This window comes from Rhodanobacter sp. Soil772 (genome assembly GCF_001428385.1).
Lineage (GTDB): Bacteria > Pseudomonadota > Gammaproteobacteria > Xanthomonadales > Rhodanobacteraceae > Rhodanobacter.
In genome coordinates this window covers 630,478-648,943 of the sequence record NZ_LMSK01000001.1, presented here as the reverse complement: position 1 = coordinate 648,943, position 18,466 = coordinate 630,478, and the positions used below count along the sequence as shown (strand labels likewise).

18 protein-coding genes, 1 tRNA gene and 1 other RNA gene are annotated in these 18,466 nt (G+C 65.1%); 7 read left to right on the top strand and 13 right to left on the bottom strand.

Features of this window, described 5'->3' with window-relative positions; translation table 11 throughout:
• Positions 1 to 85: 85 nt before the first annotated feature.
• Positions 86 to 1,306, bottom strand: a complete 1,221-nt coding sequence (locus tag ASG75_RS03155) for an integrase arm-type DNA-binding domain-containing protein (RefSeq protein WP_056385624.1) — start codon at positions 1,304 to 1,306, stop codon at positions 86 to 88.
• Between the two features lie 163 nt (positions 1,307 to 1,469).
• Positions 1,470 to 1,824, bottom strand: a transfer-messenger RNA (tmRNA) gene (gene ssrA / locus ASG75_RS15855).
• A gap of 211 nt (positions 1,825 to 2,035) precedes the next feature.
• On the opposite strand from ssrA, the gene ASG75_RS03150 reads away from it, so the two are divergent.
• Together ASG75_RS03150 and ASG75_RS03145 are read left to right on the top strand one after the other, a co-directional pair.
• Positions 2,036 to 2,359: a cytochrome c gene (locus ASG75_RS03150; protein ID WP_056386981.1), complete on the top strand. Its 324-nt coding sequence runs from the start codon at positions 2,036 to 2,038 to the stop codon at positions 2,357 to 2,359.
• Positions 2,360 to 2,378: 19 nt separating this feature from the next.
• Positions 2,379 to 2,732 (top strand): cytochrome c, encoded by a 354-nt coding sequence (locus ASG75_RS03145; RefSeq protein ID WP_056385622.1) that lies wholly within the window; start codon positions 2,379 to 2,381, stop codon positions 2,730 to 2,732.
• A 73-nt stretch (positions 2,733 to 2,805) separates the two neighbouring features.
• Here the strand turns inward: ASG75_RS03145 and ASG75_RS03140 are convergent, their stop codons facing one another.
• Positions 2,806 to 3,414, bottom strand: a complete 609-nt coding sequence (locus ASG75_RS03140) for an NfuA family Fe-S biogenesis protein (RefSeq protein WP_056385621.1) — start codon at positions 3,412 to 3,414, stop codon at positions 2,806 to 2,808.
• A gap of 155 nt (positions 3,415 to 3,569) precedes the next feature.
• Between ASG75_RS03140 and ASG75_RS03135 the strand changes: the two genes are divergently transcribed.
• Positions 3,570 to 3,914 (top strand): 4a-hydroxytetrahydrobiopterin dehydratase, encoded by a 345-nt coding sequence (locus ASG75_RS03135; protein WP_056385620.1) that lies wholly within the window; start codon positions 3,570 to 3,572, stop codon positions 3,912 to 3,914.
• Here ASG75_RS03135 and ASG75_RS03130 read toward each other — a convergent pair whose 3' ends face one another.
• Positions 3,915 to 4,913: an RluA family pseudouridine synthase gene (locus ASG75_RS03130; protein ID WP_200935585.1), complete on the bottom strand. Its 999-nt coding sequence runs from the start codon at positions 4,911 to 4,913 to the stop codon at positions 3,915 to 3,917.
• Positions 4,914 to 5,249: 336 nt separating this feature from the next.
• On the opposite strand from ASG75_RS03130, the gene ASG75_RS03125 reads away from it, so the two are divergent.
• A complete protein-coding gene (locus ASG75_RS03125; RefSeq protein ID WP_056385616.1) occupies positions 5,250 to 8,441 on the top strand; it encodes an Rne/Rng family ribonuclease in 3,192 nt (1,063 codons plus the stop codon).
• A 92-nt stretch (positions 8,442 to 8,533) separates the two neighbouring features.
• Here the strand turns inward: ASG75_RS03125 and ASG75_RS03120 are convergent, their stop codons facing one another.
• The 5 genes from ASG75_RS03120 to tpiA all read right to left on the bottom strand — a co-directional run bounded on the left by ASG75_RS03120 (position 8,534) and on the right by tpiA (position 11,260).
• Positions 8,534 to 9,187: a response regulator gene (locus ASG75_RS03120; protein ID WP_056385614.1), complete on the bottom strand. Its 654-nt coding sequence runs from the start codon at positions 9,185 to 9,187 to the stop codon at positions 8,534 to 8,536.
• Between the two features lie 175 nt (positions 9,188 to 9,362).
• The gene (locus tag ASG75_RS03115) at positions 9,363 to 9,617 is read right to left on the bottom strand and encodes a hypothetical protein (protein ID WP_056385612.1); all 255 of its coding nucleotides are present in this window, start codon (positions 9,615 to 9,617) and stop codon (positions 9,363 to 9,365) included.
• A gap of 310 nt (positions 9,618 to 9,927) precedes the next feature.
• Positions 9,928 to 10,012 (bottom strand) — tRNA-Leu (locus ASG75_RS03110).
• 11 nt (positions 10,013 to 10,023) lie between these two features.
• Positions 10,024 to 10,485, bottom strand: coding sequence for a preprotein translocase subunit SecG (gene secG / locus ASG75_RS03105; protein WP_056385611.1), 462 nt, complete (start codon positions 10,483 to 10,485; stop codon positions 10,024 to 10,026).
• 7 nt (positions 10,486 to 10,492) lie between these two features.
• Complete coding sequence (gene tpiA / locus ASG75_RS03100) at positions 10,493 to 11,260, bottom strand: triose-phosphate isomerase (protein ID WP_056385609.1); 768 nt, start codon at positions 11,258 to 11,260, stop codon at positions 10,493 to 10,495.
• Positions 11,261 to 11,387: 127 nt separating this feature from the next.
• Between tpiA and ASG75_RS03095 the strand changes: the two genes are divergently transcribed.
• Both ASG75_RS03095 and ASG75_RS03090 read left to right on the top strand, forming a co-directional pair.
• The gene (locus tag ASG75_RS03095; RefSeq protein WP_056385607.1) at positions 11,388 to 12,197 is read left to right on the top strand and encodes an SDR family oxidoreductase; all 810 of its coding nucleotides are present in this window, start codon (positions 11,388 to 11,390) and stop codon (positions 12,195 to 12,197) included.
• Positions 12,198 to 12,254: 57 nt separating this feature from the next.
• Positions 12,255 to 12,926, top strand: coding sequence for a DUF6445 family protein (locus tag ASG75_RS03090; protein WP_056385603.1), 672 nt, complete (start codon positions 12,255 to 12,257; stop codon positions 12,924 to 12,926).
• A gap of 57 nt (positions 12,927 to 12,983) precedes the next feature.
• On the opposite strand, the gene ASG75_RS03085 is transcribed toward ASG75_RS03090, so the two are convergent.
• The 4 genes from ASG75_RS03085 to orn all read right to left on the bottom strand — a co-directional run bounded on the left by ASG75_RS03085 (position 12,984) and on the right by orn (position 16,941).
• The gene (locus ASG75_RS03085; RefSeq protein ID WP_056385601.1) at positions 12,984 to 13,919 is read right to left on the bottom strand and encodes a 2-oxoglutarate and iron-dependent oxygenase domain-containing protein; all 936 of its coding nucleotides are present in this window, start codon (positions 13,917 to 13,919) and stop codon (positions 12,984 to 12,986) included.
• A 98-nt stretch (positions 13,920 to 14,017) separates the two neighbouring features.
• On the bottom strand, positions 14,018 to 15,370 hold the full coding sequence (gene glmM, locus ASG75_RS03080; protein WP_056386979.1) for a phosphoglucosamine mutase: 1,353 nt from the start codon (positions 15,368 to 15,370) through the stop codon (positions 14,018 to 14,020).
• 57 nt (positions 15,371 to 15,427) lie between these two features.
• Entirely contained in the window at positions 15,428 to 16,342 is a 915-nt protein-coding gene (gene folP, locus ASG75_RS03075) for a dihydropteroate synthase (protein WP_056385599.1), read from the bottom strand.
• Between the two features lie 32 nt (positions 16,343 to 16,374).
• Positions 16,375 to 16,941 carry an oligoribonuclease gene (gene orn, locus ASG75_RS03070; RefSeq protein ID WP_056385597.1) on the bottom strand — a complete coding sequence of 189 codons (567 nt, stop codon included), beginning with the start codon at positions 16,939 to 16,941 and terminating at the stop codon, positions 16,375 to 16,377.
• 71 nt (positions 16,942 to 17,012) lie between these two features.
• Here orn and sbcB point away from each other — a divergent pair, with 71 nt between their 5' ends.
• Positions 17,013 to 18,458 carry an exodeoxyribonuclease I gene (gene sbcB, locus ASG75_RS03065; protein ID WP_056385595.1) on the top strand — a complete coding sequence of 482 codons (1,446 nt, stop codon included), beginning with the start codon at positions 17,013 to 17,015 and terminating at the stop codon, positions 18,456 to 18,458.
• Positions 18,459 to 18,466: the final 8 nt, after the last annotated feature.

Sequence of the window (18,466 nt, the reverse complement as noted above, 5' to 3'; positions counted from 1 at the left end):
GCGCCCTTCAAAAGGTGCCGCGCCAGCCGGGGAAGGTGCCCGGTTTTCGGGGATCAGCCTAGGCGCGGCGTTCAACGGTTGTCGATCAGCTTGCCTTGCGCGTCATCGGCACGACGTTGCCGCCAGTCTTCAATGTGTCCAGATAGTCCGCCCAGCCGGCCATCATCTTGCGACGTTCGGCTAGATGCGCAGTGCGGTTGTACGCGCGCCCGTTCGGGTCTTTCACCGCATGCGCCAGCTGGTGCTCGATGTAGTCGGGCCGGAAGTGCAGCACTTCATCCAGCACCGTGCGCGCCATTGCCCGGAATCCGTGGCCGCTCATTTCATCGGTGGCGTAGCCCATGCGGCGCAGTGCCGATAACACCGCGTTATTGCTCATGGGCCGTTGCGGACTACGTGCGCTGGGGAACACGTAGCGCCCGCGTCCGGTCAGTGCATGAATCTCGCGCAGGATCGCCACGGCTTGTGGTGCAAGCGGAACTAGATGCGGCTCGCGCATCTTCATTTTCTCGGCGGGGATGTTCCACTGCGCAGCATCCAGGTCGAACTCCGCCCACTCGGCCTGCCGCAGCTCGCCGGGGCGCACGAATACCAGCGGTGCCAGCCGTAGGGCGCACTTCGTCACCAGCGAGCCGTTATAGGCGTCCATCGCGCGCAGCAGGCCACCGATAGCAACCGGGTCAACGATGGCGGCCAGATGGGTTTGCTTGACCGGCGGCAATGCTCCGCGCAGATCAGCGGCCGGGTTACGTTCGGCGCGGCCGGTGGCGATGGCATAGCGCAACACCTGCCCGCAATTCTGCAACACGCGGTGCGCGGACTCGACGGCGCCACGGTCGACAATGCGATTCACGGTCGCCAGCAGTTCCATTGCCGTAACGTCAGCAATCGGTCGGCTGCCCAGCCACGGGAATACATCATTCTCCAGCCGCAGCATGATCCGGCTGGCATGCAGCTCGACCCATGTTGCCGATTGCTTGGCATGCCACTCGCGCGCAACCACTTCAAAGCTGTTCGCCGCACGATCATCGCCGGCAGCTTTGACGGCCTTGCGCTGTTCGCCCGGATCGACTTCAGCGGCCAGCAACTTGCGGGCGGCGTCGCGCTTATCGCGGGCATCGGCTAGGCCAGTGTCGGGATAGGTGCCGAGAGACAGACGTTTCTCCTTGCCCCCAAACCGGTACTTCAAACGCCACCACTTGCCCCCAGCCGGCGAGACTTCCAAGTACAGCCCGCCACCATCAAATAGACGCTGTGTCTTGTCGGTTGGCTTGGCCTTGCGGATAGTGACGTCGGAAAGTGTCATGGGGGCAACCCTTGCACAGATAAGTGCTGTTGCCCCCGATGTTGCCCCCAGTTGCCCCCGGATTGCAATGGATCAGCTTGGACGGTATCAGGCACAAAAAAGGCCGGAACCGTTGCTGTTGCTAGGGTTACCGGCCTTCGTTGGACTGCGTTGGAGCTTGTAATGGTGGAGGTGGCGGGAGTCGAACCCGCGTCCGAAGGCGTTAAATGCCCGGATCTACATGCTTAGCTCACCGTTCGATCTCGTTCCGCGACAAGCACGATGGGCGAAGCGCACCGCGGAACCAGCCTGATTGATTTAGCCTAGAACCGCCAGGCGGCAGCGTTCGGCGATCTCATGATAATGACCCTACACCGACGAGCATGAGCACAAGCGGGTTCGGGGCTTACGCCTTAAGCGGCGAGAGCGTAGTTGTCGTCGTTGGCAACTATGAGTTTGCTGCTGGATTAACGAGGAAAGCTGCCCCCTCGGCATGCACCAAGTCATCTCACTACCCCCGTCGAAGCCAGGACACCCCCGGGGAAAACGATATGACCACACCAGTATATGGGGGCAATGGTCGCCACAGCAATGTCGCCCGATGCAGTCAGCGCGAAAACAGCGACGCTGGATGCACACTGCGCAAACATTGATCATTCTTGAGCGCGGTGTTGTTCACGCGTTGAAGCAACGTCTATACTTGGTGGCTTACATGACCCTGTACCCGTCGCACTCGTGGGAATGATCTCGATGACTCGATTGCAATTGCTTGGCCTGGCCGTGGCCACTGCCCTCTTCGCCGCCACCAGCGTTCATGCTGAAGGCGACAAGGCTGCCGGACGCAAACTCATTTATACGTGCGCTGGTTGCCATGGGGTACCTGGCTACACCAACGCCTATCCGCAGTACCCGGTGCCGAAGATCGCTGGCCAGAACGAGCAGTACATCGTCAATGCGCTGCAGGGTTACCAGAGCGGCGACCGCAAGCACCCGACCATGGATGCGCAGGCACAGAGCCTGTCCGCGACGGACATCCAGAACATTGCCGCCTATCTTTCCAGCCTCGCCAAGTAAGTTGCCAAGGACTTTCCGCATGAAACGTGCGATTACCCTGCTTTCATTCGGCGCCATCCTGGCGTTCGCCTCCACCCAGTTGCTTGCCACCGGCAACGCCGAGAACGGCAAGCAGAAAGCGGCCACCTGCTTCGCCTGCCATGGTGTCGACGGCAATTCGATCGACCCGCAGTACCCGCGCCTCGCCGGCCAGTACAACCTGTACCTGCAGCATGTGCTGCACGAGTACAAGGACGGCCAGCGCAACAACCCGATCATGAAGGGTATGGTGGCCACCCTGTCCGACCAGGACATCGAGGACGTCGCCACGTACTTCTCCAGCCTGCCGAGCAAGCTCGATACGCTGAAAGGCCACATCAGCGGCGACAAGTAAACCTGCTGCCGCGTTGCAGGAAAACAAAGGCCCGCTTCGGCGGGCCTTTGTCTTTGCGCGATCCGGGCCTGGCTCAGGCGATCGCCGACTTGCCTTCGGCCTTGCTGTAGTAAGGCTTTTCGCCGACGGCGTGGTCGGTGGCGTCGCGTACCGCAGTGATTTCCGGCACCCGCTCGCGCAAGGTCTTTTCCACGCCCTGCTTCAACGTCACGTCGACCATGCCGCAGCCATGGCAGCCGCCACCGAACTGCAGCAGCACCACACCGTCGGCGTCGATCTCCAGCAGGCTGACCCGGCCGCCGTGCGAAGCCAGCTTCGGGTTGATCTCCGCCTCCAGCACGTAGCGCACCCGCTCGATCAAGCCTGCTTCTGCACCCGGTACGTTGCCCTTGATCTTCGGCGCGCGGATGTTCAGTTGGCCGCCGGTGGCATTCGGCTCGAAGTCGATGCTGGCGTGGTCCAGCCAGCTGGCGCTGTCGCCGTCGACATGGAAGTCGAAGCCGGCGCACTCGATCGTCCACTCGCCGCCGGCCAGGTCCGCGGGTTCGCAGAATTCCAGCTCGCAGTTCGCCGCTGGCGTACCCGGCGAGGTCACCCGCAGACGGATGCCCAGCCCGTCGATGCCCTGCTGTGAGAGAAGCCGCAGAAAGTGTTGCTGCGCGCGTTCCGAAATGTCGATCATGCCTGCTCCAGTGTCACCAAACGGGCGCCCGTAAACTTTACCGGCGATACAGCACCATTTTAGTCCTGTTTCAAGTTCCATGCGCGCTTTGACATTTGCGTGCACAACTTCGACGCTTCGCATCCCCAAGACTTTCAGCCCTGACGGAGATCCCCATGAACGCGAACGACCTGGCCACCCGGCACTGCCAACCGCGCAAGGGCAAGGAGCACGCGCTGGGCAGCGCACAAGTGGCCGAGCTGCTGCAGCTGCTGCCGTCGGGCTGGCAACTGCGCGGTGACGGCGCGGCCATCGTCAAGGACTTCGGGTTTGCCGACTTCCATCACACGCTGGGCTTCATCAACGCGGTGGGCTTCATGGCCAACCAGGAGGACCACCACCCGGATCTCGAAGCCGGCTACGGCCACTGCCAGGTGTTGTGGTCGACCCACGATGTCGGTGGGCTGTCGCTGAACGACTTCATCTGCGCCGCGCGGGTCGAGGCCTTGCTGGCGCGCTGATCAGAAGTCGGTACGCGATTTTTCCTTCATCCACAGCAGCCGCTTGCCTTTCACCGACAACACGTCGAGGAAATCCTTCAGATCGTCCGGCAACGGTGCGGAAAAGCTGTAGGAGCGCCCGTCCAGGTCGAAGCTCATGTGCGAGGCGTGCAGGAACATGCGGCTCAGACCCATCTCGCGGAAGCGCTTATTCATCTCGCGATCGCCGTATTTCGGGTCGCCAGCCAGTGGATGGCCAATGTGTGCCGCATGCACGCGGATCTGATGGGTGCGGCCGGTACCCAGCGTGGCCTGCATCAGGCGGGCGCTGGGGTATTGTTCCATTTCACGGAAAAACGTCAGTGACGGCTTGCCGTTGTCGGCCACCCGTACCATCCGTTCGCCGCCCTGCATGACCGATTTCAGCAACGGCGCGTTGACGTCGAACTTCGCCTTGGACGGGTGACCGAGCATCAGGCACAGGTATTGTTTGGTGACTTCGCCGGCGCGGATCGCCGCCTGCAAACCGGTCAGCCCGGCCCGGGTGCGGGCAAACACCAGCACGCCGCTGGTATCGCGATCGAGCCGATGCACCAGTTCCAGGTGTTCCTGCGGCCGGGCCGTGCGCAGCAGCTCGATCGCGCCATGGCTGACCCCGCTGCCGCCGTGGCTCGCCACGCCGGCGGGTTTGTCGATGACCAGGAAGTGCTTGTCCTCGAAAATGATCGAATCGGCCACGGATGCCACCAGGCCGCTGGCCGGCGCACGTCCCTCTGGCCGTTCCGCCACCCGCACGGGCGGAATACGCAGCGTATCACCGTCAGCGAGACGAGTATCCGGCTTGGCCCGCTTGCCGTTCACGCGCACCTGGCCGGTACGCAAAAGCCGATAAATCATGCTCTTGGGTACACCCTTGAGCAGGGTCACCAGCGCATTGTCGATGCGCTGGCCGTCCCGCTCGGGGCCGATCGCGACTTGACGTACACCGTGAGGTGCGTCAGGGGAAGTTGCCGTCTGCATTGAAAAAAACCTGCTTAAATAGGATACTCGGCGGGCGCTACATTCTGCCCATCGAAGTCTGGACCGGGTCGAGTGCCCGCCCGTAACGTCGGCGAGGATTGCTCCGATTGCCTTCTGGCTACCGGTGGCGACTCCCTTTCATCGTAACGGTTTGGGCCGCTGTTTGTCCGATGCCATTGCGGGATCGGGGCGGCAGGCGCAGCTGACCGAATCATCCCGACGCCGGAAACGGTGCCGTTTTTTTTGCCGCTTAACCGCAGCGGCGCGATCCCCGGCAGGCCGCCATTGTGGCGCCACCGTGGCGCGCGACGCGCGGCCAAGCCGAGGATTACCACCATGAAACGTATGTTGATCAACGCGACTCAGCGTGAAGAGTTGCGCGTGGCCATTGTCGACGGCCAAAACCTGTACGACCTGGACATTGAAATCCCTTCGCGGGAACAGAAAAAGTCCAATATTTACAAGGGTCGAATCACTCGAGTTGAGGCTTCACTCGAAGCCTGCTTCGTCGAGTACGGCGCCGAACGCCACGGCTTCCTGCCGCTGAAGGAAATCTCCCGCGATTACTTCACCGCAGGCCTGGACCCGCACAAGGCGAACATCCGCGAGCTGATCAAGGAAGGCCAGGAAGTCGTCGTTCAGGTGGAAAAGGAGGAGCGCGGCAACAAGGGCGCTGCCCTGACCACGTTCATCAGCCTGGCCGGCCGCTACATGGTGCTGATGCCGAACAACCCGAAGGCCGGTGGCGTCTCGCGCCGGATCGAGGGCGAGGACCGGCAGGCGCTGAAGGAAGCACTCGACCACGTTACCGTACCGGATGACGTCGGCCTGATCGTGCGCACCGCCGGTCTCGGCCGCGACGCCGAAGAGCTGCAGTGGGACCTGGACTACCTGCTGCAGCTGTGGAAATCGATCTCCGAAGCGGCCAACAAGCAGAAGGCGCCGTTCCTGATCTATCAGGAGTCGAAGCTGTTCATCCGCGCCCTGCGCGACTACCTGCGCAGCGACATCGGCGAGATCCTGATCGACGACGAGCCGCTGTACAACGACGCGCGCGACTTCATGCAGCAGGTGATGCCGAACGCGCTGCGCAAGCTCAAGCTGTACCGCGACGACACCCCGTTGTTCACCCGCTACCAGATCGAGACGCAGATCGAGAGCGCGTTCGACCGCCAGGTGCGTCTGCCGTCGGGTGGTTCGATCGTGATCGACCAGACCGAAGCGCTGACCGCGATCGACGTCAACTCGTCCAAGGCGACCAAGGGCAGCGACATCGAGGAAACGGCGTTCAACACCAATTGCGAGGCCGCGGTGGAAATCGCCCGCCAGGCACGCATCCGCGATGCCGGCGGCCTGCTGGTGATCGACTTCATCGACATGGACAGCCCGAAGCACCAGCGTGAGGTGGAAGATCGCCTGAAAGACGCGCTGAAACTGGATCGCGCCCGCGTGCAGATCGGCCGCATCTCGCGCTTCGGCCTGCTCGAGATGTCGCGCCAGCGGCTGCGCCCGAGTCTCGGTGAGGCGACCCAGATCACCTGCCCGCGCTGCGAAGGCCACGGCCACATCCGCGGTGTGGAATCGCTGTCGCTGTCGACCCTGCGCCTGATCGAAGAACATGCGATGAAGGACAACACCGGCCAGGTGCTGGTGCAGGCGCCGAGCAGCGTCGCCAACTTCCTGCTCAACGAGAAGCGTGCCAGCGTGGTCGAGATCGAACTGCGCCACAAGGTGCACGTGATGATCGTCGCCGACGAGAAGCTGGAAACCCCGCATATCGAGATCCAGCGCATCCGCGAAGCGGACATGGGCGAGCACAGCAAGCCCAGCTACGAGCGCCTGACCACGGTGGAAACCGCCGAGCTGCCGAAGATGGGCCAGGCCCTGGGCAGCGGCGAACAGCCTGCGGTGAGCGGCATCGTGCCGTCCAGCCCGGCCCCGGTGCGCGAGGAAATCGCCACTCCGGTCGCTGCTGCGCAGCCCGTCGCGCGCCGTCAGCCTGCCGCTGCCCCGGTGGCCCGTACCGCACCGACCGGCGGTGTCATTTCGCGCCTGCTGGGCTGGTTCCGCAGCGCGGAAGCGGCTGCCCCGGCGTCGGGGCCAAAGCACGCCGACAACAACAACGACGGCGGCAACCGCAATCGCCGTGACGAGCGCGGCAACCGCGGCGGCAACACCGCGAATGCCTCGTCGTCGCGCCAGCCGCGGCGCGAAACGATGCAGCAGCCGAAATCTGCTGCCCAGCAGCAGGCGCGCAGCAACCGCCAGCGCAACAACGAGGCGCAGTCGCGTCCGTCGCAGCAGGCCCAGGTGCAGACCGTCAAGGCGGAGCGTCAGCCCAAGCCCGCCGCAGGCGAAAACAACCAGGCACGGGCCGAACGCAAACCGAACCCGCAGCAGCAGCCGAGGGCCGAGCGGCAGCCTCGTACCACCAACGATGAACGCCCCGCCGCCGCTCCGCTGGATGACGCGGCCAAGGAAGCCGAGTTGCTGCTCACGCCGCTGGCCGAGTCGACCGCGCCGGAGTCCGCCGACAACGCAGCGGATACCGAAGGCAGCCAGTCACGCCGTCGCCGGGGCCGTCGCGGTGGCCGCCGCCGGCGCCGTCATGACGAGACCGGCGCGAGCGGTACGGACGTCGACAGCGAGCAGGCACAGGCGCTCGATGACGAAGATCGCGACGAAGAAACCACCGCTGTTCCGGCAACGGGCATCCCGGCAGTACGCAGCGAGCAACCGTCGCGTGAATCGTTGCCCACGGCCGCCGTTGCGGCCGACAACAACGCGACCGACGATGCCATCCAGGCAGTTGCTCCCCAGGTTCGTCAGCCGATTGCCGCGCAGCCAGTCGAAAAGCCCGTCGCCGCCCCGGTCGACAACCAGTCCAAGCCGGTCGTTACGCCAGCGCCAGCGACGCTCAGTGCCGCGCCGCCCGCCACGGCATTCAACCTGCCTACCCTGCCGCCGATTCCGAATCCGGTGCAGTCTGCAGCGGCAACGACCTCAGCTGAGCAGGACACCGTCAGGATCACTCCGGCGGCCGCCCACGCGCCGATTTCGTCTGCGCCTGTTGCCGCGGCCGGTGTGGATGCTCCCGCTGCCAAGGCCGAAGCCGCTCCCGTGGCACCGGCTGTCATCACCACGATTGCCGCGCTTCCGACGACGGTCAGTCGGCCGACTCACGATGCGGAGCAGTTGACAACGATGCGACCGGCCCCGGCTCCGACGGGCTCGACAGTCGCGGCTCCCGTGACTGTCGCTCCGGCTACGCCAACAACCTCGGCGGTCCATCAGGACGGCCATCCGGTCAGTGTGACGGCGCCAGCACTCACGGCCAGCGCTTCTGAAAAGCCGACGGCAGCCAATCCCATAGCCTCGCTACCACTGCCAAAGCAAGGCGACTTGCTGACCCAGCCGGTCCATGCTCACCCGGCGAAGCCGGCGATGCCGGTGGACGAGGAAAGCAAACCCGCGTCGCCGCTGTCGCACGACGAGCCCGACGCACACCAGGGTGACTCGCACGGCTGAGTCGTCGCAACATTGCGTCATCCAACGAAAAACCGGACGCGAGTCCGGTTTTTCGTTGGGGCGAGTCACGACGCGGCGATGCAATCGTCGCGTCAGTTTCCGACGTGGTGGTTTGGCGTGTCGATCAGTCCGTGCACCGTCATCAGATGGGCCAGGCTGAGCACATGATCCACGCGCAGCTTCTCCATCAGACGCTGCTTGTAGGTGGATACGGTTTTTGGACTCAGGTTGAGCTGTTCGCCGATGATCGTCAGCGGCTTGCCGCGAACCAGCATCATCGCTACCTCGAGTTCGCGGCTGGACAGTACGTCGAATGGCGAGGCGCTGCCGTCGAGGGTGGCCAGTGCAAGCTGCTGCGCGACTGCCGGGGCAAGATAACGACGGCCACCGGCCACCTGGCGCACGGCAGACACCAGCTCGCCGGCGCTGCAGCCCTTGGTCAGGTAGCCGAGCGCGCCAGCATCGAGCAGGCGCTTGGGGAAACGTGCGTCATCGACCACCGTCACGATGACGACATGCGTGGACATTTTCGAGCGGCACACGCGTTCGGTGAGTTCGATCCCACTCATGCCGGGCATGTGCACGTCGACCAGGGCGATGTCCGGCGCCAGCGTCCGGATCAGCTGCAGGCCATCTTCGGCACTGCCCGCTTCGCCGCTGACACTGATGTCCGGCTGTTGCTGCAAGATCATTCGAAAGCCGGTGCGAACCAGCTCGTGATCATCCACCAGGACCACATTGATCACTTGACGCCCTCCTTGGTTGGGCTGCATGAAATTAGGCCGCACGGCGCCTCATTGCAAGCAGTTCGGTACTTCCGTTGCATGGCGCGAGAACCGGCTGCAGCGTACCGTCGGCGGCGGCACGCGGGTACGGTGGCGCGGCATCATGGCGCGATATGGACCCCAGGTCGAAAGATGCTCAGGCGGCCAGCGCGGCGGCCGCGTTGCTTTTGCTTTCGTCGCCATCATCGGCATAGCGCGCCAGCACGATCGCGGAAATCGGCCCCGGCATTTCCACCCGGACCTGGCGCCCGAGGCGCTGATGCTCGTCGCGAGCCATTTCCCGGGCAAGCTTGATCGCCGCCCCCAGCTGCAGGTCACTGAACAGCGTGGTCCGACAGCGGCAGACACGCCAGTCGCCCGCGGCCGATTGCTCCAGCGAAATCGTCACCATGACACCCACTCCCCTTCCGGTGAGGAACCTGGCAGCGACACGACCGATCGGTCATCCGGTGCCTTTATCGTCTGGGCGTAATGTGTCACGGCCGCAAGGCCCGATATGTCGGCCGCCACCCACACTCGTTGTGCGGGAAGCACCGTGCAACTGCCCCGCTGGCTGCCCGATGTTCAGAAGGTTCGAGTCCCCTCTTGGGCCCCATAGCGAGCCCAACGAGGCTGGATGCCACGACGCAAACAAAAAAACCGCCAACTGGCGGTTTTCCTGTCTGCTGCGGCTTCGGCGATTGCTCACTGAAACCCTGTATTGGTGCCCAAGAGGGGACTCGAACCCCTACGACTTGCGTCGCTACCACCTCAAGGTAGTGCGTCTACCAGTTCCGCCACCTGGGCAGGTGTGTTGCTTAGTGCTTGGCCGGCGGCTTGGTGGCTGCCGGCACCTCGCCCTGACTCTGGGTCGGGGCGGGGGTTGCCGCTGGCGCAGCGGCCGGAACGGCGTTGTTGTTTGCAGCGGGAACCGCCGACGGTACTTCCGAGCCACCCGCCGGTGCGGCCGGAGTTGCCTTGCCGGCAGCCGGCTTGTCGGCGAGCGCGCCCATCACGCCCAGATCTTCCGTATTGGTGTGCGGCACACCGTTGCCATGCAGGTAGATGCCCATGCCAAGGCTGAGCAGGAAGAACAGGCCCGCAAGCACGCCAGTGGCACGTGTCAGGAACGTGGACGAACCACGCGCACCGAACACCGTGGCCGATGCGCCGCCGCCGAAGCCCGAGCCGGCATCGGCGCCAGCGCCGTTCTGCAGCAGGATCAGCACGATCATCGCCGCAGCGATCAGAATGTAAAACACGCTGAAAATGACGAACATAAGGTTTCTATTGAGCCTGTAGCGCCTGATGCGCCGCGGCGCAGATTCCAAGGAAGTCGGATGCGGTCAGAGAGGCACCGCCGATCAGCCCTCCGTCCACGTCCGCCTGCGCGAACAATTCCGCGGCATTGGCCGCCTTGACGCTGCCGCCGTAAAGCAGTCGGGTCAGACGGGCAATCATAACATCTTCCTTTTCCAGTTGGCTACGAATGAAGGCGTGCACTTGCTGTGCCTGCTCCGGGCTGGCGGTGTGGCCGGTGCCGATCGCCCAGACCGGCTCGTAGGCGATTACCGCCGTGTCGAAACTGGCCACGCCATTGAGCGCCAGCACGGCCTGCAGCTGCCGTGCGATGACCGCTTCGGTTTCATCGGCTTTACGCTGTTCCAGGGTCTCGCCCACGCACAGGATCGGCGTCAGGCCGCCGGCGCGGGCCGCAGCGAACTTGCGCGCGACCAGTTCGTCGCCTTCGCCGTGATACTGGCGGCGCTCGGAATGGCCGACCAGCACCCAGCGCGCGCCGATATCCGCCAGCATGGCGGCGGAGACTTCGCCGGTATACGCGCCCTGCCCCTCATGCTCGCTGACGTCCTGTGCGCCCAGGCCCAGGCCGGAATCGGCATGCTGCCAGGCCAGTTCGGCCACGTACGGAAACGGCGGGAATACGGCCACGTCGATATCGTCCGGCATGCCGGCGGCGATGTCGTTCACCAGGGCCTTGGCCATCGAACGGCTGCCGTGCATTTTCCAGTTGCCGGCGACGAATTTCTTGCGCATGTGCTGCTTCCGTTGCGGTCAAACCGCAAGCTTACCGACGCCCCCGGATATGGGCAAACCCGCACTGCCCACTGGCGCCAATCGGCCGGCCCGGTCAAGAATGACGATTTGCCACACGGAACGCCGCATGTCGCCTCCCCGCCCGCTCAGCCTGATCACCGGCGCCTCGTCCGGCATCGGCGCCGCGTTTGCCCGGCAACTTGCCGCACTCGGCCACGACCTGGTGCTGACCGCGCGCCGCGCCGACCGGCTGGAAGCTCTCGCCGCTGAACTCCGCGGACAACATGCCGTCCAGGTCACCGTGTTGCCGCACGACCTCGCTGACCCGGCCACGCCACAGGCGCTGTGCGATGCACTGGAACAGCGTGGCCTGCAGGTGGACTGGCTGATCAACAACGCCGGTTACGGCGTACCCGGCACCTTCGTCGCCAACGACTGGGCGACCCATGCAGACTTCCTGCAGGTACTGCTGACCGCGCCCACCGAACTGGCGTGGCGGTTGCTGCCCGGCATGCGCCAGCGCGGTCATGGCCGCATCATCAACGTCGCCTCGCTCGCCGGGCATGTCCCCGGTCCGGCCGGGCACACCTTGTATGCCGCCAGCAAGGCCTACCTGATCAAGTTCTCGCAGTCGCTGGCGCTGGAAAATCACGCGGCCGGGGTGCACGTCTGCGCACTCTGCCCCGGCTTCACCTGGTCGGAATTCCACGACGTCACCCGCACCCGCGACAAGATGGACAAACTGCCCGGCTTCATGTGGCTGAGCGCGGAAGAGGTGGTGCACCAGGGCATCGCGGCGGTCGAACGCGGCGACGCCGTGTACATCCCGGGCCGGGTCAACCGCACCATCAAGGCCGTCATCCAGTTGCTGCCGGACCGGCTGGCCATGTGGCTTTCCGCGCGGGAGTCGAAACGCTACCGGAATACCCAGATCTAGCTTCGCGGATTTGCGTCGTCAGCTACCGTTCTCCCGCACATCATCGGTCTTCGTCGAATGTCCCTGTTCCCTACCCAGATGCGCCCGTTGCCTTATCGCAAGCCCGTCGAAGGTCGCGATTACTGGGTGGTCGACGGCGTGCTGCCGAATGCCGACGAGGTACGCGCGCGCTGCCTGGCCAAGACCGACTGGGAAATGGGTTATCCGTACACCGGCGAAGTATGGCCGGGCATGCGCGCCATGCCCGCTTTGCTCGATGAAGAGCTGGCCGCACTGGATGCGCAGGTGTGCCGGCTGACCGGCGCGAAGAAAGTCTGGGTCGAGCAGACCGAGACCGGCATCCGGCTCAACCACAATTGCGTGCAGGTGGTCGGTTCGGTCGAAGGCGCGGTCAAGCCGCATACCGACTCATCGAACCTGTGTCGCTACGCCGCCGTGCTGTATCTCAACCCCGGCGTGCCGGAGCAGTGCGGTACCAGTTTCTTCCGCCAGCGCATGCCCGGCGGCCAGCTCGGCGGCAATATCGTGCTGCCGCCATATCGCAACTTGGCCGAGGCGCTGGGCAACCGCTTCGTGCAGCCGAACTCGTTTGTCGAGGACGTGCGCGTGGCGCATCGCTACAACCGGCTGCTGGTCTACAAGGCCAACCTGATCCACAGCGCCAGCGCGTACTGGGGACTGGAAACGGCGGCCAAGCGCATGACCGCCGTGTTCTTCTGGATGGCTTGATCGGTGCTCCGGATTCGCGGCTCTTCCGATTCCCGAATCCCCATTCCCGATTCCCGGCTAAATCAGCTTGATCTCGCGCAACCGCTGCAGCAGGTATTCGTGCGAGGTGATCGAGGCGTCGTAGCGACGCGGGTTGTCCGGTGTGATGCACGAGTCGAGCGGGTCCAGCACCACGTCCGGATTCGGGTGCAGGAAGAACGGCACCGAATAGCGCGGCTTGCGCGCGTTCTCGTTCTTCGGGTTGACCACCCGGTGCGTGGTGGACGGATACACGTGGTTGGAGAGCCGCTGCAGCATGTCGCCGATGTTCACCACGATCGCATCGCCCTCGGTGGTGATCGGCAGCCACTCGCCCTCGCGGGTGAGCACTTCCAGCCCTTCCGCGCTGGCGCCGACCAGCAAGGTGATGAAGTTGATGTCTTCGTGTGCACCGGCGCGAACGTTCGGAATGTTGTCCTGGGTGATCGGCGGATAGTGGATCGGGCGCAGGATCGAGTTGCCGACGTCGGTCCTGTCCTCGAAGAGGTTTTCCGGCTCGCCGATGTGCAAGGCCAGCGCGCGCAGCACGCGCGTGCCGAGCTGGTCCAGCGCCTCGTACAGGCCGTAGCCGTACTGCTTGAAGTCCGGCACTTCGCTCGGCCAGATGTTCGGCGGCATCACGTCGGCGAACTTCGAATCACGCGGGATCTCGCGGCCGACATGCCAGAACTCCTTGAGGTCGGCGTACTGGCTGTCCTTGGCGGTCTCCACCTTGAACGGCGTATAGCCGCGCGCGCCGCCGCTGCCGGCGAGGTGGTACTTCATCTTGGTTTCGGTCGGCAGCGCGAAGAAGCGTTGGAACACGTCGTAGGAGCCGTCGATCAGTTCGCGCGGAATGCCGTGACCGCTGATGCAGCAGAAGCCGAATTCACGGTAAGCCGCACCGATCTCGGCGACGAAGGCGTCGCGATCGGTGTCGTAGCGGCGGATGTCGAGGGTGGGAACATTCTTCATGGCTGTAGTCACCAGGTTAGGCGTGCGGTCGATTCATCCGCCACCGCAAGGGCGGGGCACGTCGGGCCAGTCCATGGCGACCCAATACCACTACAGGTTCACGAGCGTTCGGCTGCGGATTTTACAATCCCGGCGAGCCTCTCTGCCAACTGCTGCACTTCCACCGCATCGGCCCCCTCGATGGTGACGCGCACCAGCGGTTCGGTGCCGGAGGCGCGCAGCACCACCCGGCCGCGGCCGTGCAGGATCTGCTCCGCCTCGGCCAGAGCCTGTTTTACCTCGCTGCTCGCCAGTGCCTCGCGTGCGCCGGCGGCACGCACGTTGAGCATTACCTGCGGCATCTTCTGCAGGCCCTGCCGTGCTGCGGCCAGGTCCACGCCGGAGCGCGCCAGCGCTTCCAACACGGCCAGCGCGACGACGATGCCGTCGCCGGTGGTGGCACGGTCCAGGCACAGGACGTGGCCGGACGTTTCGCCGCCGAGCACGCCGCCATGTTCCTTCAGCTGCTGCAGTACGTAGCGGTCGCCCACGTTCGCGCGGATCAGCGGCACCCCGAACTCGGCCAGTGCGAGCTGCAGGCCGTAGTTGCTCATCAGGGTGCCGACCACCGGTCCCTTCAACATTCCCTGCGCGTGCCAGCTGCGCGCCAGCACATAGAGGATGTCGTCGCCGTCGGCCAGTACGCCATGCCGGTCGACCAGCTGTACGCGATCGCCATCGCCGTCGAACGCGATGCCGATGTCGGCACCGTGCGCCAGCACCGCCTGTTGCAGGGTCTGCGGATAGGTCGAGCCGACTTCGCGGTTGATGTTGAAGCCATCCGGCTTGTCGCCGATCGCGATCACCTCGGCGCCCAGTTCGGCAAACACTTTCGGCGCCACCTGGTAGGTCGCGCCATGCGCGCAATCCAGCACCAGCTTGAGCCCGTGCAGGCTGAAATCCTCGGCCACGGTGCTCTTGCAGTACTCCGCATAACGGGCCACCGCATCGTCGATCCGGCGGGCCCTGCCGAGCCGCTCGGACGGCACCGTGACGAACTCGGCGTCGATCTCCCGCTCGATCGCCAGCTCGACCTCGTCGGACAGTTTCTCGCCGTTGGCGGAGAAGAACTTGATGCCGTTGTCGTGATGCGGGTTGTGCGAGGCACTGATCACGATGCCGGTCTGTGCGCGCATGGAGCGAGTCAGGTACGCCACCGCCGGCGTCGGCATCGGGCCGAGCAGGCCCACGTCGGCACCGGCGGCGACCAGGCCAGCCTCCAGCGCGGCCTCGAACATGTAGCCCGAAATGCGGGTGTCCTTGCCGATCAGCACATTCGGCCGCTCCTTGCCGTCGCGCGCCAGCACGCTGCCGGCGGCGCGACCCAGCCGCAACATGAAGTCCGCGCTGATCGGCCATTGCCCGACCGGGCCGCGAATGCCGTCCGTACCGAAATATTTGCGCTGGGTCATCGTGTCCATCATCCCGAAAGGTTTTTTTCCGTCCCTGCCGCTGTTTCGCCCGGTCGATCAGTCGTCGTCGGGCCAGCGCGGTGCGTTGGATTTTTCCTCACGCCGCGGCACCGTGTCGAGCGCATGCACCGCCTGCCATACCGCCAGCGCATCCACGGTGGCGGCGACGTCATGCACACGCACCATGCGGGCGCCGCGCTGAACCGCGATCAACGCGGCCGCGGCCGAGCCGGCGGCGCGTTCGGCCGGCTCGCTGCGGCCGGTCAGCGTGCCGATCATCGACTTGCGCGACAGCCCGGCGTATACGCCGCTACCGAGGTTGGCGAAACGCTCCAGCGCGCACAGCAGCGCGAGGTTGTGTTCCAGCGTCTTGCCGAAACCGAAGCCGACGTCGACCATCACTTTGCGCCGGTCGATCCCAGCCAGTTCGCAGGCGAACAGCCGGTCGGTGAGGAACCGGTGCACCTCGCCGACCACGTCGTCGTAATGCGGCTCGGCCTGCATGCTGCGCGGCTCGCCCTGCATGTGCATCAGGCACACCGGCACGCCCAGTGTGGCCGCGGCTTCCATCGCGCCGTCGCGGCGCAGCGCGTACACGTCGTTGATCATGCCGGCGCCGGCGGCCACCGCCGCGCGCATCACTTCCGGCTTGGAGGTGTCGATCGCGATCGGCAGCGTGGTGCGCGCAATCAGCTGTTCGATCACCGGCAGCACCCGGCGCAGTTCTTCCTCGGCCGGCACGTCGGCCGCGCCGGGACGAGTCGATTCGCCGCCGACGTCGAGCATGTCGGCGCCCTCTTCCGCCATGCGCAAGCCATGCGCCACGGCCGCCTCCACACTGTCGTGCGTGCCGCCATCGGAAAACGAATCGGGGGTGACGTTGAGAATGCCGACCACCCGCGCGCGGTCGAGCCGCAACGGCCGCCCGGCGCAATCCAGCACCGGCGCAAACAGATCGTTCGACATGCTCATGGCCTCGTCAGTTTCCGGAAACGGCGCCGCACTCAGGCTTCGATCCTGCCGCCCAGTTCGCCCATGTAGCGGCGATAGTGACGCAGTTCGGCGATGGAGTCGCGGATATCCGACAGTGCGGTATGCGCCGATTCCTTGCCGACGCTCTTGGCGATCTCCGGCGCCCAGCGCCGGGCCAGCTCCTTGAGCGTGGAGACGTCCAGGTTGCGGTAGTGGAAATAGCGTTCCAGCCGCGGCATCTGTCGGTGCAGGAAGCGGCGGTCCTGGCAGATCGAGTTGCCGCACATCGGCGACTTGCCCGGTGGCACCCATGCGCGCAGGAAATCCACCGTGGCCTGCTCGGCCATCGCGTGGTCGGTTTCCGAAATCAGTACCTGTCGCCACAGGCCCGACTTGTGATGCTGGTTGGTATTCCAGTTGTCCATCGACTCCAGCCGGTCGATTTCGTGGCGCATGGCGAACACCGGCCCTTCGGCCAGCAGGTTCAGGTCTTTGTCGGTGACCACCGTGGCGATCTCCAGAATCGAGTCGTTGTCGGTGTCGAGGCCGGTCATCTCCAGATCGATCCAGATCAGGTTGTCTTCGTGTACTTGGCTCATGGGCTCTCCTTGTGGGGCGGAGTTTATCAGCCCCATGCCGGCCCGGCTTTCGGCCATGCGATCATGGCCCGATGCAGACCTTCTTCTGGCACGACTACGAGACCTCCGGTGCCGACCCGCGGCGCGACCGGCCGCTGCAGTTCGCCGGCATCCGCACCACCCTCGAACTGGAAGTCATCGGCGAACCGGTGATGTTCTACGGCAAGCCGTCGCTGGAGATGCCGCCCCACCCCGACGCCTGCCTGATCACCGGCATCACCCCGCAACAGGCCGAACGCGAAGGAGTCAGCGAGGCCGAATTCGCCGCCCGCGTGCACGAACAGCTGGCGGCGCCGGGCACCTGCGGGGTGGGCTACAACTCGCTGCGCTTCGACGACGAGTTCACCCGGCAGATGCTGTACCGCAACTTCTACGAGCCGTACGGCCGCGAGTGGGAAAACGGCAACTCGCGCTGGGACCTGATCGACCTGGTGCGCATGTGCCAGGCGCTGCGGCCCGAAGGCATCGTCTGGCCGCTCCGCGAGGACGGCTCGCCCAGCTTCAAGCTGGAACACCTGGCCAGCGCGAACCGGCTCAAGCAGGAACGCGCCCACGACGCACTGTCCGACGTCTACGCGCTGATCGACCTGGCCCGGCTGATCCGCGTGCGTCAGCCGCGGCTGTGGGACTGGTACTACGGCCTGCGCCGCAAGCAGAAAGTGTTCGAGCTGCTCGACGTGGTGAACATGACGCCGGTGGTGCACGTCTCTTCGCGCTATCCGGCCAGCCGCCATTGCCTGGCCGTGATCGCGCCGCTGGCGCCGCACCCGAGCCGCCCCGGCGAAGTGATCGTGTACGACCTCGCCACCGACCCGGCCACATGGCTGGCACTGGACGAGGACGAGATCGCCGACCGCATCTTCACCGCGCGCGCCGATCTGCCCGAGGACGTCGAGCGCATCCCGCTGCGCACCGTGCGCGCAAACCACGCGCCGGCGCTGGCGCCGCTGTCGGTGCTGCAGGGCGTGGACCTGGGTCGCCTGCAGCTGGACCTGGCCCGCTGCCAGGCCCATCGCGACACGCTGCATGCCGTCGATGGACTCGCCGAGAAACTGCGCCGCGTGTTCCAGCGCGCCGCCGAACTGCCGCCGCCGGAAGACCCCGAGCTGGCCTTGTACGGCGGCGGCTTCCTGCCCGATGCCGACAAGCGCCTGCTGGCCCAGGTCCGTGCCACTCCGCCGAAGGAGCTGGGCACGCGCGCGTTCCCGTTCCGTGATCCGCGCTATGCGGAGCTGCTGTTCCGCTACCGCGCGCGCAACTGGCCCGAGACGCTGGACGCCGACGAACATGTGCGCTGGGAAAGCTTCCGCCAGGCGCGCCTCACCCGCCACACGCCACTGACCGGGCTCACCCTCGACGACTATTTCGCCCGCCTCGGCGAACTGCGCCACGATCCGCAGGCGCAGGACAAGCTGGCCCTGCTCGACCTGCTGCAGGCCTGGGGCGAACAACTCGCTGCCAGCCTCGAACCCCTCTGATCCAACCC

Coding starts and splice junctions, on each gene's coding strand:
- tpiA (WP_056385609.1), bottom strand. CDS start 11,260: ATGCGCAAGAAATTCGTCGCCGGCAACTGGAAAATGCACGGCAGCCGT.
- secG (WP_056385611.1), bottom strand. CDS start 10,485: ATGTTCGTCATTTTCAGCGTGTTTTACATTCTGATCGCTGCGGCGATG.
- ASG75_RS03125 (WP_056385616.1), top strand. CDS start 5,250: ATGAAACGTATGTTGATCAACGCGACTCAGCGTGAAGAGTTGCGCGTG.
- ASG75_RS03135 (WP_056385620.1), top strand. CDS start 3,570: ATGAACGCGAACGACCTGGCCACCCGGCACTGCCAACCGCGCAAGGGC.
- ASG75_RS03085 (WP_056385601.1), bottom strand. CDS start 13,919: ATGAAGAATGTTCCCACCCTCGACATCCGCCGCTACGACACCGATCGC.
- folP (WP_056385599.1), bottom strand. CDS start 16,342: ATGAGCATGTCGAACGATCTGTTTGCGCCGGTGCTGGATTGCGCCGGG.
- sbcB (WP_056385595.1), top strand. CDS start 17,013: ATGCAGACCTTCTTCTGGCACGACTACGAGACCTCCGGTGCCGACCCG.
- ASG75_RS03090 (WP_056385603.1), top strand. CDS start 12,255: ATGTCCCTGTTCCCTACCCAGATGCGCCCGTTGCCTTATCGCAAGCCC.
- ASG75_RS03095 (WP_056385607.1), top strand. CDS start 11,388: ATGTCGCCTCCCCGCCCGCTCAGCCTGATCACCGGCGCCTCGTCCGGC.
- ASG75_RS03115 (WP_056385612.1), bottom strand. CDS start 9,617: ATGGTGACGATTTCGCTGGAGCAATCGGCCGCGGGCGACTGGCGTGTC.
- ASG75_RS03140 (WP_056385621.1), bottom strand. CDS start 3,414: ATGATCGACATTTCGGAACGCGCGCAGCAACACTTTCTGCGGCTTCTC.
- ASG75_RS03150 (WP_056386981.1), top strand. CDS start 2,036: ATGACTCGATTGCAATTGCTTGGCCTGGCCGTGGCCACTGCCCTCTTC.
- ASG75_RS03155 (WP_056385624.1), bottom strand. CDS start 1,306: ATGACACTTTCCGACGTCACTATCCGCAAGGCCAAGCCAACCGACAAG.
- ASG75_RS03145 (WP_056385622.1), top strand. CDS start 2,379: ATGAAACGTGCGATTACCCTGCTTTCATTCGGCGCCATCCTGGCGTTC.
- glmM (WP_056386979.1), bottom strand. CDS start 15,370: ATGACCCAGCGCAAATATTTCGGTACGGACGGCATTCGCGGCCCGGTC.
- ASG75_RS03130 (WP_200935585.1), bottom strand. CDS start 4,913: ATGCAGACGGCAACTTCCCCTGACGCACCTCACGGTGTACGTCAAGTC.
- orn (WP_056385597.1), bottom strand. CDS start 16,941: ATGAGCCAAGTACACGAAGACAACCTGATCTGGATCGATCTGGAGATG.